General features: G+C 33.5%; 22 protein-coding genes and 1 pseudogene. 9 read left to right on the forward strand and 14 right to left on the reverse strand.

Annotated features, from left to right (window positions below):
* The 3 genes and pseudogenes from ACW9W3_RS00730 to ACW9W3_RS00740 all read left to right on the forward strand — a co-directional run.
* Positions 1–332, forward strand: a pseudogene (locus tag ACW9W3_RS00730) (hypothetical protein); the annotation flags it as partial.
* Between the two features lie 59 nt (positions 333–391).
* Entirely contained in the window at positions 392–1,465 is a 1,074-nt protein-coding gene (locus tag ACW9W3_RS00735) for a dienelactone hydrolase family protein (RefSeq protein WP_457764264.1), read from the forward strand.
* 63 nt (positions 1,466–1,528) lie between these two features.
* Positions 1,529–1,921 (forward strand): CBS domain-containing protein, encoded by a 393-nt coding sequence (locus tag ACW9W3_RS00740; protein WP_457764265.1) that lies wholly within the window; start codon positions 1,529–1,531, stop codon positions 1,919–1,921.
* Here ACW9W3_RS00740 and ACW9W3_RS00745 read toward each other — a convergent pair whose 3' ends face one another.
* Positions 1,922–2,347, reverse strand: a complete 426-nt coding sequence (locus ACW9W3_RS00745; protein ID WP_457764266.1) for a hypothetical protein — start codon at positions 2,345–2,347, stop codon at positions 1,922–1,924. It abuts the gene before it with no gap.
* 49 nt (positions 2,348–2,396) lie between these two features.
* On the opposite strand from ACW9W3_RS00745, the gene ACW9W3_RS00750 reads away from it, so the two are divergent.
* On the forward strand, positions 2,397–2,951 hold the full coding sequence (locus ACW9W3_RS00750; protein WP_457764267.1) for a DNA-3-methyladenine glycosylase I: 555 nt from the start codon (positions 2,397–2,399) through the stop codon (positions 2,949–2,951).
* Here the strand turns inward: ACW9W3_RS00750 and ACW9W3_RS00755 are convergent, their stop codons facing one another.
* Positions 2,952–3,260, reverse strand: coding sequence for a hypothetical protein (locus tag ACW9W3_RS00755; protein WP_457764268.1), 309 nt, complete (start codon positions 3,258–3,260; stop codon positions 2,952–2,954). It abuts the gene before it with no gap.
* 102 nt (positions 3,261–3,362) lie between these two features.
* On the opposite strand from ACW9W3_RS00755, the gene ACW9W3_RS00760 reads away from it, so the two are divergent.
* Genes ACW9W3_RS00760 through ACW9W3_RS00770 form a run of 3 tightly spaced genes read left to right on the forward strand, consistent with a single transcriptional unit; the run spans position 3,363 to position 5,575 of the window.
* On the forward strand, positions 3,363–4,628 hold the full coding sequence (locus tag ACW9W3_RS00760) for an NRAMP family divalent metal transporter (protein WP_457764269.1): 1,266 nt from the start codon (positions 3,363–3,365) through the stop codon (positions 4,626–4,628).
* Positions 4,629–4,686: 58 nt separating this feature from the next.
* Complete coding sequence (locus tag ACW9W3_RS00765; RefSeq protein WP_457764302.1) at positions 4,687–5,202, forward strand: ferritin; 516 nt, start codon at positions 4,687–4,689, stop codon at positions 5,200–5,202.
* 40 nt (positions 5,203–5,242) lie between these two features.
* On the forward strand, positions 5,243–5,575 hold the full coding sequence (locus ACW9W3_RS00770) for a hypothetical protein (RefSeq protein WP_457764270.1): 333 nt from the start codon (positions 5,243–5,245) through the stop codon (positions 5,573–5,575).
* A gap of 146 nt (positions 5,576–5,721) precedes the next feature.
* On the opposite strand, the gene ACW9W3_RS00775 is transcribed toward ACW9W3_RS00770, so the two are convergent.
* From ACW9W3_RS00775 to ACW9W3_RS00785, 3 genes are read right to left on the reverse strand one after another with little or no spacing between them, the layout of a single operon-like run.
* Positions 5,722–5,895: a hypothetical protein gene (locus ACW9W3_RS00775; RefSeq protein WP_192828308.1), complete on the reverse strand. Its 174-nt coding sequence runs from the start codon at positions 5,893–5,895 to the stop codon at positions 5,722–5,724.
* Positions 5,896–5,929: 34 nt separating this feature from the next.
* Positions 5,930–6,229, reverse strand: coding sequence for a hypothetical protein (locus ACW9W3_RS00780; RefSeq protein ID WP_457764271.1), 300 nt, complete (start codon positions 6,227–6,229; stop codon positions 5,930–5,932).
* 29 nt (positions 6,230–6,258) lie between these two features.
* Positions 6,259–6,408, reverse strand: a complete 150-nt coding sequence (locus ACW9W3_RS00785) for a hypothetical protein (protein ID WP_457764272.1) — start codon at positions 6,406–6,408, stop codon at positions 6,259–6,261.
* A gap of 227 nt (positions 6,409–6,635) precedes the next feature.
* On the opposite strand from ACW9W3_RS00785, the gene ACW9W3_RS00790 reads away from it, so the two are divergent.
* Positions 6,636–7,076 carry a pyridoxamine 5'-phosphate oxidase family protein gene (locus ACW9W3_RS00790; protein ID WP_457764273.1) on the forward strand — a complete coding sequence of 147 codons (441 nt, stop codon included), beginning with the start codon at positions 6,636–6,638 and terminating at the stop codon, positions 7,074–7,076.
* Here the strand turns inward: ACW9W3_RS00790 and ACW9W3_RS00795 are convergent.
* From ACW9W3_RS00795 to ACW9W3_RS00835, 9 genes are all read right to left on the reverse strand, one after another.
* On the reverse strand, positions 7,071–7,859 hold the full coding sequence (locus ACW9W3_RS00795; protein ID WP_457764274.1) for a DNA repair protein: 789 nt from the start codon (positions 7,857–7,859) through the stop codon (positions 7,071–7,073). The two genes, ACW9W3_RS00790 and ACW9W3_RS00795, sit on opposite strands and share 6 nt — an antisense overlap.
* 37 nt (positions 7,860–7,896) lie before the next feature.
* The gene (locus ACW9W3_RS00800) at positions 7,897–8,097 is read right to left on the reverse strand and encodes a hypothetical protein (protein ID WP_457764275.1); all 201 of its coding nucleotides are present in this window, start codon (positions 8,095–8,097) and stop codon (positions 7,897–7,899) included.
* A gap of 2 nt (positions 8,098–8,099) precedes the next feature.
* The gene (gene lysS, locus ACW9W3_RS00805; RefSeq protein ID WP_457764276.1) at positions 8,100–9,686 is read right to left on the reverse strand and encodes a lysine--tRNA ligase; all 1,587 of its coding nucleotides are present in this window, start codon (positions 9,684–9,686) and stop codon (positions 8,100–8,102) included.
* A 5-nt stretch (positions 9,687–9,691) separates the two neighbouring features.
* Positions 9,692–11,278, reverse strand: coding sequence for an elongator complex protein 3 (locus ACW9W3_RS00810; protein WP_457764277.1), 1,587 nt, complete (start codon positions 11,276–11,278; stop codon positions 9,692–9,694).
* 56 nt (positions 11,279–11,334) lie between these two features.
* On the reverse strand, positions 11,335–11,985 hold the full coding sequence (locus tag ACW9W3_RS00815; RefSeq protein WP_457764278.1) for a DUF6659 family protein: 651 nt from the start codon (positions 11,983–11,985) through the stop codon (positions 11,335–11,337).
* Positions 11,986–12,086: 101 nt separating this feature from the next.
* Positions 12,087–13,310 (reverse strand): cation:proton antiporter, encoded by a 1,224-nt coding sequence (locus tag ACW9W3_RS00820; protein ID WP_457764279.1) that lies wholly within the window; start codon positions 13,308–13,310, stop codon positions 12,087–12,089.
* Between the two features lie 73 nt (positions 13,311–13,383).
* Positions 13,384–14,406 (reverse strand): phosphoribosylformylglycinamidine cyclo-ligase, encoded by a 1,023-nt coding sequence (gene purM, locus ACW9W3_RS00825; RefSeq protein WP_457764280.1) that lies wholly within the window; start codon positions 14,404–14,406, stop codon positions 13,384–13,386.
* Between the two features lie 49 nt (positions 14,407–14,455).
* Positions 14,456–15,181, reverse strand: a complete 726-nt coding sequence (locus tag ACW9W3_RS00830) for a proteasome assembly chaperone family protein (RefSeq protein ID WP_457764281.1) — start codon at positions 15,179–15,181, stop codon at positions 14,456–14,458.
* A gap of 22 nt (positions 15,182–15,203) precedes the next feature.
* Entirely contained in the window at positions 15,204–15,551 is a 348-nt protein-coding gene (locus tag ACW9W3_RS00835; RefSeq protein ID WP_457764282.1) for a hypothetical protein, read from the reverse strand.
* Between the two features lie 174 nt (positions 15,552–15,725).
* Here ACW9W3_RS00835 and ACW9W3_RS00840 point away from each other — a divergent pair, with 174 nt between their 5' ends.
* The gene (locus tag ACW9W3_RS00840) at positions 15,726–16,307 is read left to right on the forward strand and encodes a P-II family nitrogen regulator (RefSeq protein ID WP_457764283.1); all 582 of its coding nucleotides are present in this window, start codon (positions 15,726–15,728) and stop codon (positions 16,305–16,307) included.
* Positions 16,308–16,428: the final 121 nt, after the last annotated feature.

The following is a 16,428-nucleotide window of genomic DNA, read 5'->3' on the forward strand; positions in this document are numbered from 1 at the left end:
AAAAAACCCAAGAATTCGGTAAGATGGCAAAAAAGCACCAGTTTGTAGATGATGTGACTAAACAAAAATCTGAAGAAATCTTCAATCAGGCAAAGAAAAAAGGATATGAAATTAGCGAAAAAATTGCCTACAGGGGTGGTATCTTTGGTTCCAAGCTCAAAAAAGGAACAAAGTCCGGAATTAAATCTGGAATAAATGCTGGAAAGAATCTAAAATCATCTTCAAACGACGGATTAGAATTGTTGTCAAAATTAGGTGATTTACAAAAGGCAGGTATAATCACAAAGAAAGAATTTCAAGAAAAAAAGAAAAAAATACTTTCTAAAATTTAGTCTTCCTAATTTCTAAAATGGGAAAATCGTTTAAATTCTGTTTTGTGATTTAGATAATCGTGACAAAATTACTTTTACTCTTTTCAATACTTTTTATAATTGGATTTTATTCATCAACTGTATTTGCCGAGCAGGCAGCTGGAAAACCAACATGGCAAGTAATGTCTGATGAGGTTTGTGGGGATAAACTGTGCTCTGAAGTTGATTTACCAAATGAATCCTTTACCCTATCATCAATTGCGTATTTTCCACCGCCCCTAAAACAAATATCTAAAGGAACTGATCCGTCTTATGTTACGTGCACTGAAGGAAAAGAACTTGTCCTAAAACAATCAAGTGGATTACCTGCATGTGTAAATTTTTCAAGTGTTGAAAAATTAATTTCACGCGGTTGGGCAATCCATATCTTGCCAGATTATGTGAATGAAAACAATAACTCTGAAATTTTTGCCCTTGGAGAATTTATCACAGAGTTTGAGAATGTAACATACTTTGATGATGTTGTGGGTTATTTGGCAAAGCCTGTATCTGATGGAAACTATCCAGGTATAGTTATGATTCATGAATGGTGGGGATTAAATGATAACATCAAAGAGATGGCAGATAAACTTGCATCTCATGGTTATGTTGTTTTAGCAGTTGATCTTTATGAAGGCAATGTTGCAACAACATCTGAGCAAGCAAGAGAGTTGATAACTTCCTATGATTCAGAACGAGGAGTTAAAAACATGAATTCTGCAACTGTGTTCATTAACAAAAATTATTCTTCTGAAAAAATTGGTTCTATTGGTTGGTGCTTTGGAGGTGGGCAGTCCCTTAATTTGGCACTAAATAATACTGATGTGGATGCAACTGTAATTTACTATGGTAGTCTTGTGACTGAACCTGAAAAACTATCCTCCATTAAATGGCCGGTACTTGGAATATTTGCAGAATTAGACAAAGGAATAACAGTTGATTCTGTAAATTCATTTGAATCTTCACTAAATGAATTGGGAATTCAAAACGACATTAACATCTATTCTGGAGTTGACCATGCCTTTGCAAATCCATCTGGTGAACGATTTGCTCCTGATGAATCGCAAGATGCATGGCAAAAAACTATTGCCTTTTTAGCAACAAATCTAAAATAAATATTGTATAATAGGCTCATTATTTTATGAATTTCTTAAATATTATAATCTATGACTCTAGTCATGAGTCAACACGATTTCAACTCTGTCTTGATTCAGGATATAATGACTAGGGCGATGATCACAGTAAACCCTACAACTACTGCAAAACAAATTGCAAAAATGATGCAGCAAGGTGGAATAGGTGCAATATTTGTAAAAGAAAATGATAATCCTGTAGGGATTGTAACTGATAGAGACTTTGCAACAAAAATTGCAGCAAATAGTCTTTCACTTGATACTCCTGCTGAAAAAATAATGACTTCTCCTTTGATTACAATTAATCACAACGAACCACTCTCTGCTGCTGCTGAAAGAATGACTGATAAAAAAATTAGAAAACTTGCAGTTACTGAAAATGGCAAGATTGTAGGTATTATCACATCAACAGATTTGGTAAATCAACTATCAAAATAACTAAAACGTTCTAGTCTTTCTAAGAAAAATTGTTACTGATATCATATAACATGCAGTTGCTATTACTTCAGAAGTAATTGATGCAAGATATGGCTCTATTCCTATTTCAAGAAAATAAAATAATGTGGGCCATCTGATTCCCAAATATACAATCTCCCCTAACCCAAATGATGAAATTAATGTCAATAATTCTTTTTTAATTAAATTTGATTTCATTGCACGATATCGTTTAATATTATCCAAATAAAACAAACTAGAAAAAATTCCAAAATATACAATATATCCAATAATGATAGTAATTGTTGTGTTTAGATAATTGTCATAATCTGATAACAATTGAGATGTAATTGCAGATAGGGATGCTGATGCAATAAAACAAATCAAAAAATTCCTATTAATTTGTAGTAATTGCTGATTTAGTTTCATGAAAATTTCATGTGATAACTAATATTTTGTGTTAACTCTTGGAATAATAATGAAAAAAAGATGTGAATGGGCAAAAGATGAGCCTAATGCCACTTACCATGATGTTGAATGGGGAAAACCACAACATGATGATCGTAAATTATTTGAGTTTCTAGTATTAGAAGGTGCACAAGCTGGTCTTTCTTGGACTACCATTCTCAAGCGAAGGGATGGTTATAGAAAGGCATTTTCAGATTTTGATGCCCACAAAGTTTCAAAATATAATCAAAAACAAATAGAAAAACTCCTCAAAGATGAATCGATCATTAGAAATAAACTCAAAATTAATTCTGCAATAAATAATGCAAAACAATTTCTTAAAATTCAGTCAGAGTATGGTTCGTTTGATAAATACCTCTGGAGCTTTGTAGATGGTAAACCCATAAAAAACAAATTCAAAAAACACTCTGATATTCCTACATCCACTGAAATTTCAAAAAAACTAAGCCAAGATCTAAAAAAACATAGTTTCAATTTTGTAGGACCTACAATTTGTTATGCCTTGATGCAAGCAGTTGGGATGGTCAATGACCATACGTCCATGTGTTACTTATACAAAACGTGATTAAGAATTTGACTGGAATTTTTTCAGTGTGTCACTATACAAGTTCATAGGAACTATTTTGACTGTACTTAATGATGAAATTCCAACATCTATACAAAGTTTCTCAATATCATGTGCATTAACTGCATCTATGATGATCATCCACTCATGTTCTAAAACAGACATGTAAAATTCCACGACTTGAACATTATCATATTTTTTGCTTTCTGTTTCTAATTTTCCGCCTAATTTCATGAATATTTTTCTGCTACTTTCGTTGTTAATTGGACATGATTCAGGACTGTGTATTGCAAATACTCCAAATAACATGAAAAAATTATTTTTTACTGATATTTAAATTTGAATTTTCTTCATAGAGTATTTTATTTATGAACCAAATTATAAGCAAGATTTTTGAATGTCATAATTGCAATGAATGAAAAATTTTCAAGGTTTTCTAAAACTGCGGGGCCTGGAATTTTATTTGCATGTACTGCAATTGGTGTGTCACATCTAGTCCAATCTACCCGGGCAGGGGCAGATTTTGGTTTATTGATATTGGGGTTTGTAATTTTAGTCACGCTTTTGAAATATCCTTTTTTTGAATATGGATCTCGTTATGCAAATTCTACTCAGACAAGTATCATTGATGGTTACAGAAAACTTGGAAAACCTGCATTATGGTTGTATTTTCTATTAACAATCTCTTCGATGTTTTTTGTGACAGGTGCTGTGGGCTTTGTTACTGCTGGATTTTTTGAAAATCTATTTGGGGTTGATTTTTTAGGTGAATGGACAGTTGTAATTTTATTTGTAGTGTGTGTTGGAATATTGGCAATTGGAAAATACAAAGTACTTGATAGTTTGATTAAAATTCTTGCAATTATTCTTCTTATCTCTACAGTATCTGCGTTCTTATTTGCATTGTATCATGGTCCAATTGAATCTATTCCTGGATTTGAACCAAAAGAACTTTGGAATATTTCTGGAATCTTTTTCTTGCTTGCATTAATGGGTTGGATGCCAACAGCTGTTGATCTTTCAAGTTGGAATAGTTTGTGGACATTGGAGAGAATGAAACAAACCGAGTACAAGCCCAAATTAAAAGAAACTTTGCTTGAATTTAGATTGGCATACCTAGTTACTGGAATTCTTGCAGTGATATTTGTTGTACTTGGAACTTTTATCTTCTATGGGTCTGGCGAGGAACTGCCAAACAACAATTCTGATTTTGCAAACAAAGTTGTAACACTATACACTGAAACCATTGGTGATTGGAGTTATATCATAATTGCAGCTTCTGCATTTACTGTGATGTTTGGAACCATTCTTGCAGTGTTTGATGGATACTCTAGATCATTGCAGCGAACCATAGAGATAATTTTTACAAAAGATGAACAAAAAATACGCACAAAAATTAGGGTATTTTATGTCCTTTTCTTGATTCTTCTTGCTTTGGGCTCACTAGTTGTGATATTTGAATTTGAGGACAATCTTAAGGAATTAGTTGATTTCGCAACGGTTCTATCTTTTGTAATTGCCCCAATAATTGCAATATTTAATTTTAGACTAGTTACAGGAAAATTCCTTACCCCAGAACACCAACCTTCCATTTTGCTTAAAATTCTCAGCTTTGCAGGAATTATCTTTTTGTCTGGATTTGCTCTGTTCTTTTTAATTACCAAATTTTACTTGTAATACTTTTAGAATAATCGAAACCATTTTTAATCAAGAGAGTGTAATTATAATGATTAAAATGAAAATTTCACCTAAAATGAAAAAAGCACTAAATGACCAAATAATTCTTGAAGCTTCTGCATCAAACAGTTATCTTGCAATGGCCTCGTGGTGTGAAGTTACAGGTTACCAAGGTGCTGCAAATTATTTTTATGCCCAATCAGATGAAGAACGAACTCATATGCTAAAAGTAGTTCATTACCTTAATGCCTTAGGTGCGGTTGCAACTATTCCTGCAGTAAAATCTCCTGCAAGTTCATACAAATCACTTGAACTTTTAGTCAAAGCTGCACTGAAAAATGAACAATCTGTAACTGCTGCAATTCATCATATGGTAGAGATTGCACAAAAAGAAAAAGATCATTCCACATACGCATTTCTAGAATGGTTTGTAAACGAACAAGTTCAAGAAGAAACAAAATTTGAAACAATTTTACAAAAGTTTGATCTTCTTGGAAGGGACAAACTAGGAATTAATGAAATTGACAAATACCTTGCAACAGAAGCAACAACAGAAGCTGACCCTACAGCATAATTTTCTAAAATAATTAATACCTCCTTTTTCAAATCCTTTCATGACCGTTACTGTTACCCGAAAACCTGGTGGGATAACACAACTATTCAACACTGAAACTGGTAGGGTCACCTACAAATGCAAAGCAGATTCTGCCTACATGCTCATTGAGGCATTTGGAGGCATTGTGCAATTTAACCAAAAAGGTGCAATAGCTACTGTTACTGGGCATATCACCTCTATGGAATCATGTGATGTCCTCAAAAAAGGGCATCCAAATTATCGAGATGCATTGAATGCAATCATTTCTGCACATAAAGAATTTGCACAAAATGTTTCTGATTTACATCAAAAAGAGATTAAAGAACTTGAAAACAAGTTGGCAGATATTTAGGATTCAAATTTTTCACATTTACATCCTTTTACTAGGCATTTTCCATTTACATCTGCATGGATGGAATTATCGTGGCGACATCCTATTTTCTTGTTATTACAATTCATGTTAATTTGTATGGTTTGTAGGTGGATTGACTTGTTTTTCTATCCGTAAATCATACAGTGTTCGCATTCACAAACATCTTGTTCTTTTGCTTTTTTCAGACATTTTTTATGTTGCCCTGCTTGACATTGTACACATACTTCATCAATATTGTCTACTTTAGTATATTTTTTTGATTGGTCAAATCCGAATCCCCCATCTTGTGGTCCTACCATAATATTTGATGATCAAAGTCCTATTTCTACTTCACTAATTGATTGCTGCCTTTATTGCATCATGTAATTCCATTTTGCGTGTTTCAATTATTCCTCTAATTTCAAATGTATCTACATAACCTCCAGCTGAGGCCCGTGTGGCTTTTAGCAAATAATGCAATGCACCTTCTTCAATTTTCCCTACATAATACCCATAAAGAAAATCTAGTTCATCATTGCACTTCCAAATTTGTCTAATATTTGGAAACGTTTGTTTTATTTCAGTTGGAATTTCTAAAATTCTTCTTTTGATATATTCGTCAAGTGATTTTCTAATTGATGAATCTTGAAACAATTCTAAATTAAATTGGCATTACTTGCTTTTTAGTCCTTTTTCTTTCCCTTTGTTTTTTTCTTTTCTGGATTATCCCACATGTGCATAGTCCCTCTAATCATAAAGGATCCTACAATAATTGCAACTAGTCCTCCAACTATAAACAGAAAAAATTTTCCAATATCTCTGATGCTTGCCAATATTGGTATTTTGTTATCAGTCTAATTAAATTGTCTAAAAATATTCAATTAGATTCAATAATGAGTTTGACATATCTGCTATATGTCTAAAATTAAGCAAATTGCCGCTTGGATTGGAATTATTGGAGGGGGAATTGCATTTTTCTTCTTTTCAATTGAAATGGCAGAATTCATGCGATAATTTTCAAAACTAAATACATTATACCTGTTTAGAGTTAACAGTTTTTGTGATTACTCAAGAGATCAAGGAGTTTTTGGATATTCAAAAGCTTGGCTATGTTGCAACTGTGAACTCTGATGGAACACCAAATCTATCGCCCAAGGGGACAATTATTGGATGGTCTGATAAAACATTGACTTTTGCTGATATTCGCTCACCTGACACGATGAATAATTTACAAACAAACCCGCATGTGGAGATCAATGTGATAGACCCACTCTTGCGAAAGGGGTATTTGTTTAAGGGTGAGGCACAAATAATTCAAGATAATACTCTTTTTGAGAAAATTCTTAATCATTACAGGGATAATGGTGTAAAGAGCCCAATCAATTCAATTGTACTGGTGAATGTCTCAGATGTTTCCAAAGTTACATCTCCGTTATATGATATGGGAATTTCAGAGCAAGAAATCAAATTAAAATGGAAAAAACATTTTGCAAGTTTATGATTCTTCTAATTTTTTAGATAATGCTTTGATTTCATCTAATTCTTTTTTTGTTTCTTGATGGTCTTCTCTTTCTTTTTCTAAAAGTAGTTGAACTGTTTCTAATTCTTTTTCTGTCATACTGAGTTTTGATTTTAACGAGCCTACTACTGCGCTTGCAGCTTCTATAATTCCTGAAGAACTTTTATCATTTGATTTTTCACCTACAATGAATTCTTTTTCTTTTGGTGTTAAAACATCCGTATCTTGGAATTGATCTTTTTTGTTTAGTTCTTCTTTTGCATTATATAATCTTGAATTTGCCTCATCTAGTTCTTTTTGAGCATCGATTTGTTGTTTTCTTATGTTATGTAATTCTATTTTATTTTGCTCGATTTCCGCTTTCATCTCGTCTTGCTTTTTTGTAAATTCAACTAACTCTTGCTTTAATTTCTCTAAATTTTCCTCTGTTTGTTTAAACTCTTCAATTGATTTTGAATCTTTAATTTTTTCTGCATTTTTTATCCGCTCTCCCATCTCTTTGCATTCTCTTTGAATGATGTCGTGCTCCATCTTTTTTTGATTCAGTTCTTTTTTGACTAGCATCAAATTTCCAACTGTTGAATCGTACTCTTTTTTTACTGATTGAATTTTTTCGGTAATGGAGTCAAGTTCAGTCTGTTTTGTTCTAAATTCTTTTTGTAACTTTTCTACTTCAGATTCTAATTCTTCTTTTAGGATATACTCTTCACTGCTTTGAGGTATTTTCTCTACCTCTTCTTCTTTTTTCTTACCAAAAAGCCCCATGTTACTCAACTATTAATTCCAAGAGATGAACGTTTCTTTATTCCTTCTTCATTCGCGTCCTGATAAACTTCAGATAAAATCCAATCCCGCCAATAATCATACCTCCAAATAACGCCATTGTGCCTAATTCTGGCATTTCTGGATAGATATTTGGTGCTAGAAATAGCATTAGTGCCCCTAAAATTATCAGGGCAAAACCTCCACTATTTTTTGATTTGTTGTGTTCCGAGTGAACCATGACTAAACATACTCTGAAAGTGTTTTTGCAACTTGTTTTCTTCCAATGTCTGAAATGAATGGTCCTATCTTTGGTCCTCTTGATGTTCCAAGGATTATTTGGTATAATATTTTAAAGAAATCTTTAGGTTGTACATCATTTGATTTTGCAATTTGATATATTGTATTTTGAATATCTTCTGGTTCGGTTTCTGCTCCGAGGGCATCAACTAAAATCTTTAGTGCTTTTTTTGCAGTTTCATCTAAATCCACTTGAATTTTCTCTTGCGCATCAAATTCATTTGAATAATTACCTGCAAGTTCTATGAGTTTTTCTATTTCCGGTTCTGGGTTTTTTATTACTCCGTAATCAAGTAATTTCTTCATTACTCGCTCAGATCTATTTTCTTTGAATATTTTTACAAGTTCAACTAATAGTCTATAGTTTACATGTGTGGTTGATTGTTTTGGGGGATTAAGGAGATTTACATACTCATAGAGTCCTTTTGATTTTGTAAGCTTTGCTTGATTGTCTACTTTAATTCGTCCAAAGTAAATGTCTTCTAATTCATTGTATTCAGTCATTAGTGATGGGATGTCTTCGAATCCTAATTCTCTTGCACCTGTAATTCTTTTGTATAGTAATAACAGAATTGATTTGGGACTACCAAACTCTAACCACTTTTGTGCTGTAATTACATTTCCAAGTGATTTTGAAATTTTCTTTCCTCCTTTGTCTAAGAACATTTCATATTTTACATGATGTGGGTGTGGAAATTCTAAAATTTCATCTGCAACCCAATCATTTACTTTTACTGAATCCATGATATCTTTTCCATACGCTTCAAATCTAATGTCAAATGCAGCCCATCTTGCGGCAAATTCCACTTTCCATGCTAGTTTTCCAAGGTCTTTTGTAATGTCGGCCTCTCCTTGGTGACTACACCCTTTGATCATTTTTGAGCCAATTTCTGCATCATGGCAATGATATTTTACTTTCTTTTCATCTGCAATGTATTCAGTAGCTTCTGCTGTATAGAGGCGATTACAATTTGCACAAACTGGAAAGTATGGGAGATATTTTTGATATTTCTCTTGTCCTACAAGCTCTGAAATCTTATCACCAATCTTTGCACTGTTTTGTAGGATTGTGTGGATTTGTTCTTGGAGTAATCCTTTCTTGTATGTGTCAACTGCTCTTCTAAATTCATATTTTATTCCAACTTTATCTAATCCATCTAATAGAATACTGCTCATATGCATGCCGTATGAGTCATGACATCCATATGGATCCGGGATTAATGATACTGGTTTTGCCAAATGCTCTTCTAAAGAATCAGGGAATCCCTCAGGAATTTTTCGTAATCCGTCAAGATCATCTGAATACGCAATTAATTCTGATTTGTACCCAAAATTTTCTAGTGCAAGTTTGACACCGTAAGCTCTTACTGCATCACCCAGACTTCCAATATGAGGAACCCCTGATGCTCCAAGACCACTTTCTACTCTAATAATATCTAAATTCCTTCCAAGTGATTTCTCACGTTCAAGTAATTCTGATGCTAGTTTATCTATCCAAGTCCCTTTGCCAATAATTTCTTGTTCTGACATTTCCACTAATTCAATGTCTTGGACATGTATGGGCCATATAACGAATACCCTAACTTTTGATAATATTCTCTTGTGCCAACTGCACTAATTACTAGGATCTTCTTTGCATCAAACTCTTCTTTAGATATTTTCTCAGCTTCTTGCATTAAGTTTTTTCCAAGACCTGAATGCTGTATTTCATTTTCTCCTTTTTCTCCAAGCTTCAAGGATTTTCCATATACATGAATCTCTCTTACTATACAACTGTCTTCTCCAACTTCATCTCTATGTGCTTCATTGCTTGGTTTTCTTAGCCTCAAAAATCCGTATATTGACTCGTTTTTGTCTTCATAGGATAGGAATACTTCTTTCCCACCTGAGGAATCATAATCAATTCTGTTTAGTTTTACATCATGTGGGTCTGATTTTCTGTTTGATAGTCCTGCTTCTCTGCATCTAATACATTTGCATGCTAGTCCCTGTCTTGCTAAATTTTGATGAACAATCTGTCTTAGATTTCCTGATTTTGGCCCTGCAATGATTTCTTTTGGAGAAATCTCTCTTTGTATTCTCATAATTCTGACCCATTTTGGAACATTCTTTTTTACTTCTGTTAAAACTTTGATCATATCTTCATCTGAATATGGTGTGTATTTTCCTTGTTTGTATTCTTCATAGAGTGGCGTGTTTTCAATAATTAATGATGGATAAATTTTTAGCATATCTGGACGTAGTTGTGAATCTGCAAATAATTTTTTAAAATCTGCAACGTCTCCTTCTGGAGTCATTGTGGGTAATCCTGGCATCATGTGTGCCACAATTTTATAACCTGCATCTTTAGAAATTTGAAATGATTCTACAACATCTTTGTAACTGTGTCCTCTGTTCACTATTTCATAAACTCGTTCTTGTAGTGATTGCACACCAATTTCTATTCTTGTAATTCCATAGTTTAGCATTAAATCGACATGCTCTTTTTTACAATAATCTGGTTTTGTTTCAATTGTAAATCCTACATTTCTAATTGCAGCATGTTCATTATTTGATTTGGCCTCTTCCAAATTCTTTGAATCTGTTCCATTTAGTGCATCATAGCATGATTTGATGAAATTTTCTTGATAGTCTTTTGGCATGAAAAGAAACGTTCCACCTACAATCACTACTTCCATCTTGGATGGATCATGTCCAAATGCGATTAGTTTTTTAATTTTTGAAGTGATTTGTAATTTGGGATCAAATTCATTTTCAATTGCATTTAATGATGATGGTTCTTTTCCAGTGTAACTATTTGGAGAGTTGTACTCTATTCCGCCTGGACAATATGTACATCTTCCATGTGGACATGCGTATGGTTTAGGCATTAATGCTACAACTGATACTCCTGAAGCAGTCTTTGCTGGTTTTCTTAACAATACTTTTCTTAATTTGTTAAAATCTGATTCTTTTGCCATTGATAGAATTTCATAATTTCTAGGAATTCTCTCAAGAGCATATTTTGTGCAAATTTTTATGATTTCTTCTTTGACTTGCTTCTTGCTTGGCTCATTAATTGTTAGAATATTTTGAGTAATTTCACTACATGCTTTTGATAATACAGGATCAAGATTACTCATGGTTATTCACCTTAATTTGGACATAAATTCGTTAAATAACTTGGCTTTCCTGTTACCTACTTCCGTCTGATTGTTTTTCTTTTGGGTTTGGTGGTCTTTTTAGCTGGCTTTCTCTTTACTACTTTTTTCTTTGCAGCAGTCTTTTTAGCTGGCTTTCTCTTTACTACTTTTTTCTTTGCAGCAGTCTTTTTAGCTGGCTTTCTCTTTACTACTTTTTTCTTTGCAGCCGTCTTTTTAGCTGGCTTTCTCTTTACTACTTTTTTCTTTGCAGTAATTTTATTCCCTTTGAGATTTTTTAATTTATCAATCTCATTTTTTATCGCGCTCATCTCTTCGCGAATATATTTTTGAGGATCTAGTTTTGAATAAACATAGTCTACAATTTTTAAATAATCTACTCCTTTATCTGTACGAACTAAAAATAATTCATTTGAATTTATTGGAATACTGATAATTGCAGCTTTTTCAAATTCTGTTATTGCAGATCTTTCTTTACCAATCTTATATGCTAAATTAGTATAGATGTCTCTTTTTTGAAGTGAATAATGAATCGACATCTTGCTATCATCACCAACTAATAATTGCTCGACATTTTCTTTGTGTCCTCCAGCAACAATTTCCCCCTTTACATTTACAACTGCTGCAAATTTTACCTGTGGTTGTAAATTGAGAACTTGTTTTGTTAAATCCTTATAATTACCAGTCATTTTTTACCATCCGATTTTATCTCAGAGACCATGCTTTGTTACAATGATTTTTCTATATAATCTAAGAGTACTGACAACTATTCTGGCTTTTGCTCAATACTTTATTCATTTGCACCAGAATTACTTTTTTGTTCTTTTCTGTATTCCATTTTCAGCCATATTGGTGTGATGATTGTTGTGACTGCTACCATTATCACAATTGTAGAATAAACTTCTGACGTGAGAATTCCGGCAGTTACACCAACACCTGCAACAATCAATCCGACTTCTCCCCTGGAAATCATTCCTATTCCTACTCGCATTCCTTGTTGTTTATTTTTTAAAAATAGCATAGCTGGGAGTCCACAACCAAATAATTTTGTTACAATTGCAACTGCGATAACAACTCCACTTAGCATCAGAATACTCAAATCCACTGCTCTGAGGTCTACCTGAGCGCCAATGATTGCAAAGAATAGAGGTGCAAAAATTAGCCCAATTTTTCCAATATAGTTCTCAACTTTTTCAAATACTTTGGTGGTGGATAATGCCATTCCTACTGCAAATGCACCTACGATTGGTGATAGTCCTATGGATCCTGCAAGCGCTGCGGCGCCAAAAAACGACGCAGTCGCAATTCCTTCTACACTTCCCTTTGCCTTCCATAATCTTGGTGTGATAATTTTTGGGATTATCACTACTGCTACTACCAGCATTATTGCGAAGAAACCTAATACTTGTAAAATTGTAATTACGATTTCACTAATGTCAATATTGTCTACTCCTCCGTCTGATCCTGCAATGGATGAAACCACTGACAATACGGCAATCGCTAAAATATCGTCTACTACAGCTGCCCCTATGATGAGTCTTGCCTCTGGTGTTTTTATTTTGCCAAATTCGCTAAGCACTTGAATTGATATTGCAATACTTGTGGCAGTTAGTGCTGTTGCAATAAGCATTGATTGTAATGCATCAAATCCAAACATTTGAAAAACTGCTAAACCTGCAAAGAACGGAACTACTACTCCAAGTGTCCCAACAGTAAAAGATGCTTTACCTCCTTTGAGAAATTCCTTCGGTGTCATCTCAAGTCCTGCCATAAACAAAATTACTATTGCGCCCATCTCTCCCAATATTCTTATCTCGTCGTTAATCTGCAGCAACTGCTTTCCGTCTACTATGAAAAATCCGCCTAGTGCAAACGGTCCTACAATCATTCCTGCTAAAAGTTCGCCTAATACAATTGGTAGTTTTAATCTTAGGAAAAGTTCTGCCATTAATTTTGCTGCAAAAAGAAGAATTCCTATACCGATAATTGTCTCAATTAGGTGTGCTTCTGCCATCTTCTATGATTAATTCAAAGAAAATCTATCATATAAGCTAAATCCGGTTGAAACAAATTTCGTTGTTGTTAAATTAAGCAATTTTTATCGAGTTTACAAAAACTCCTTTTTTGGAAATAATTTGTCCTATTTCTTTACTTGCTATTTTGTGTTTTTTGAAGATTGATTGGATTCTTGTTGCCTGGTTTTTTGGTGCGACTACACAGAACCCTATTCCCATGTTGAAGGTTTTGTACATTTCTTCGGGTTTTACTCCCTGCTCTTCAACTAATCCCATTATTGGTGGAATTTTGGGCAATGAATCTATTTGGTATCCTATTTTTTTGAGGCGCAATAGTTTGGTAAATGCCCCTCCAGTTATGTGGGCTAGACCATTTACTTTACATTTTTGAATTATTTCTAGTACTGGATTTGTGTATATTTCAGTAGGCTTTAACAATGCATCACCTATTGTTCCTACACCTTTGACTTTGTCTTTAATTGAATATTTTCCTAAAATTGCTTTTCTTGCAAGTGAGTATCCATTTGAATGAATTCCTGTACTGTTTGCACCAATAATTGTATCTCCTGATTTTATTTTATTTCCCAACACTAAATCTTTTTTCTCAACTAATCCGACAACCATTCCTGCCAAATCAAATGCAAATCCCTTTCCTTCAATCACATCTGGCATTATTGCCGTCTCTCCGCCAACAATTGGCATTGCAGATTTCTTTGCACCTGTAACTAATCCTTCTACAATTTTTTTAAATACACTTACATCGTTTTTGTTTGCAGCTATATAGTCTACAAATGATATCGGTGTTGCGCCAATACAAATTATATCATTTACATTCATCGCGACACAATCAATTCCTATGGTGTTGTATTTTTTCATCATGTTTGCAATTACTACTTTGGTTCCCACACCATCTGTATGTGTGGCTAAAAGTTTTCCTCCTGGAATCTCTACAATTCCTGCATAATGTCCAAAGCCGTGTGCTATCTTTGCTTTTTTCTGAAGCTTGTGAGTTGATGCAATTAGTTTTCCAATGGCCTGTTGACTCTGTTTAATTTTAGAAATGTCTACTCCTGCTTTTTTGTAGGTTAGGGCCATAGTTTGATGCGTATTTGCTGTGAATAAAAGAATTTGCCTAGTATTTCGATCACATATACATTCCAGCTATCTCTTCTCTATGTTCTACATATTTCTGAGATAACTCGCTAAATTCTGTGTGGATTCTGTCTTTCTCTTCTTGGAGTTGTTTTGTATCGATATCTAAATCATAGAATCGATTTATTGCCTCAATTAGAGTTGCTGCTGCGCCTGAATCCGGTGCTATTTTGTTTGCTTTTGCCAACAATGTCACACCTTTGATTTCTCTTACTAGACATTCATTTAGTATTCCTCCTGGAATTCCTGTAATGAATCCTTGAGGAATCATGCTAATGTCTTTGTCTGCCATGGTTCTTACCAAATCTTCTTCTGCTGCACAATATGCTTTATCATCATGCTCTGTACTTGCAACCCCATCTAAAATTACAATCTCTTTTGATCCTTTTTGTGTTGCCCAGTCCAAAATCGCTTCTACTAGATAATACAATCCTTCCATTCGCAAAGTTATCTCACAAATTATTGCACATACTGTTCCTTCTGGATTTGTATAAAATCTAAATGGATGGCGCAATCTTCCTCTCATGAAAACTGTTGATGGCGGTAGATACTTTGATCTCATAACTGCTATTTGTCTCATTTCTAATTTTTCAATAATTTGGTTTATTGCAAGAGGGCCTACTAGACCTGCTCCTACAAACCCTGCAAAAATTATCGGACTATTCAATTCTGTTTTTTTTATCTCAAAGACTTCTGCTTCTGGAAATTCTTTCTGCACTGTTTACGTCGATTTGTTCTGTCTAATTACTTTTCTGTATGAATAGATTCAACATAACTCGTCCTTTGTCTGTAATTGTATAGATCATGTTTGGACCGACTGCTTCTTTTTTGATAAAGTTGTAATTTACACATAGGTGCAAATAGTTTAGAAATGACTTTTTCATTCTGATTTTTGATTTTGAATACAAATCAGAAAACGTCATAGGGTTTCCTTTTAGTTGGTATAGCAACTTTATCAAAGACAGTGTGCTAAAGTCTCGAGTTCTAGCTTTTACTGCATCTAGAACTTGCTCATCTCTTTGTATGATAAAATCTCCGAATTGATCTGCCACTTCTAGTGGTACGTATGTTAGTCTTGCTCTCATCATACCGTATTGTACGGTACGTTACCTTATTAGTCTTTAACTTGAGCTTTGCTTGTCTTTCTAGCTGGTTTTTTTACACCTTAATTTGTGCCTATTTTCTCTAATTCTAATGCGATCTAGTTTTTGATATTGAAAAAAAGCATTTCTCATAAATAGAACCTTTTTTTGAAATAGTTTGTGAAGAAGATAGAGGCTATAATTAAGCGAAAAACTTTCACTACAATTAAGACAAATCTTAGTGTCTTAGGCACATATGTTATTGACAAACGAAATTTAGATGATAGTGACATTTACGATGAGGTCAAAGGTTCTCGTATTGGTTCTACTGGATTAAAATCAATACCTTTAGCAAAAATTGAGATTGTAGTATCTGACAAGGATGCAAGAAAAGTTGTAGAAATGATTTCTAAAAATTCTGGTCTTTCATCTGAACATGGAGGAAAAATCTTTGTTTCAGAAATGGAAGAAGTTGTAGATATGGAAACTCTAGACGCAAAACAAGATTTAGAAATGTATCCTGACGAAAAAATAAAATCCAAATCATTACCAAAACGAAGTAGATTTGTTCCATTACAAAAATTCACTTTACATAAACTGCAAATAGTTTATGAGGAAAACAAAGAAAAGTTAAGAGAAGATTACAGAATAAAATCTTTTAGTGATTTTGTAAATTATTGTATTGTAAAATCCCTCTCTACATTAGAAAAACAATTAAAGAATCCGACAATTATTTATGAAAATACTTTTGGCGACTTTTAGATATAAGGTCCAAACAAAGCTAATCCCACCAAAGTCATTCCCACAGCTGCAAGAATTAATTTTGCTATTGAAATTTTTGAGAACTTCATAAAGCTAAACCGAAAAGTATTGGTACTATTAT

It is taken from the genome of Candidatus Nitrosopumilus sp. bin_68KS (genome assembly GCF_054095825.1).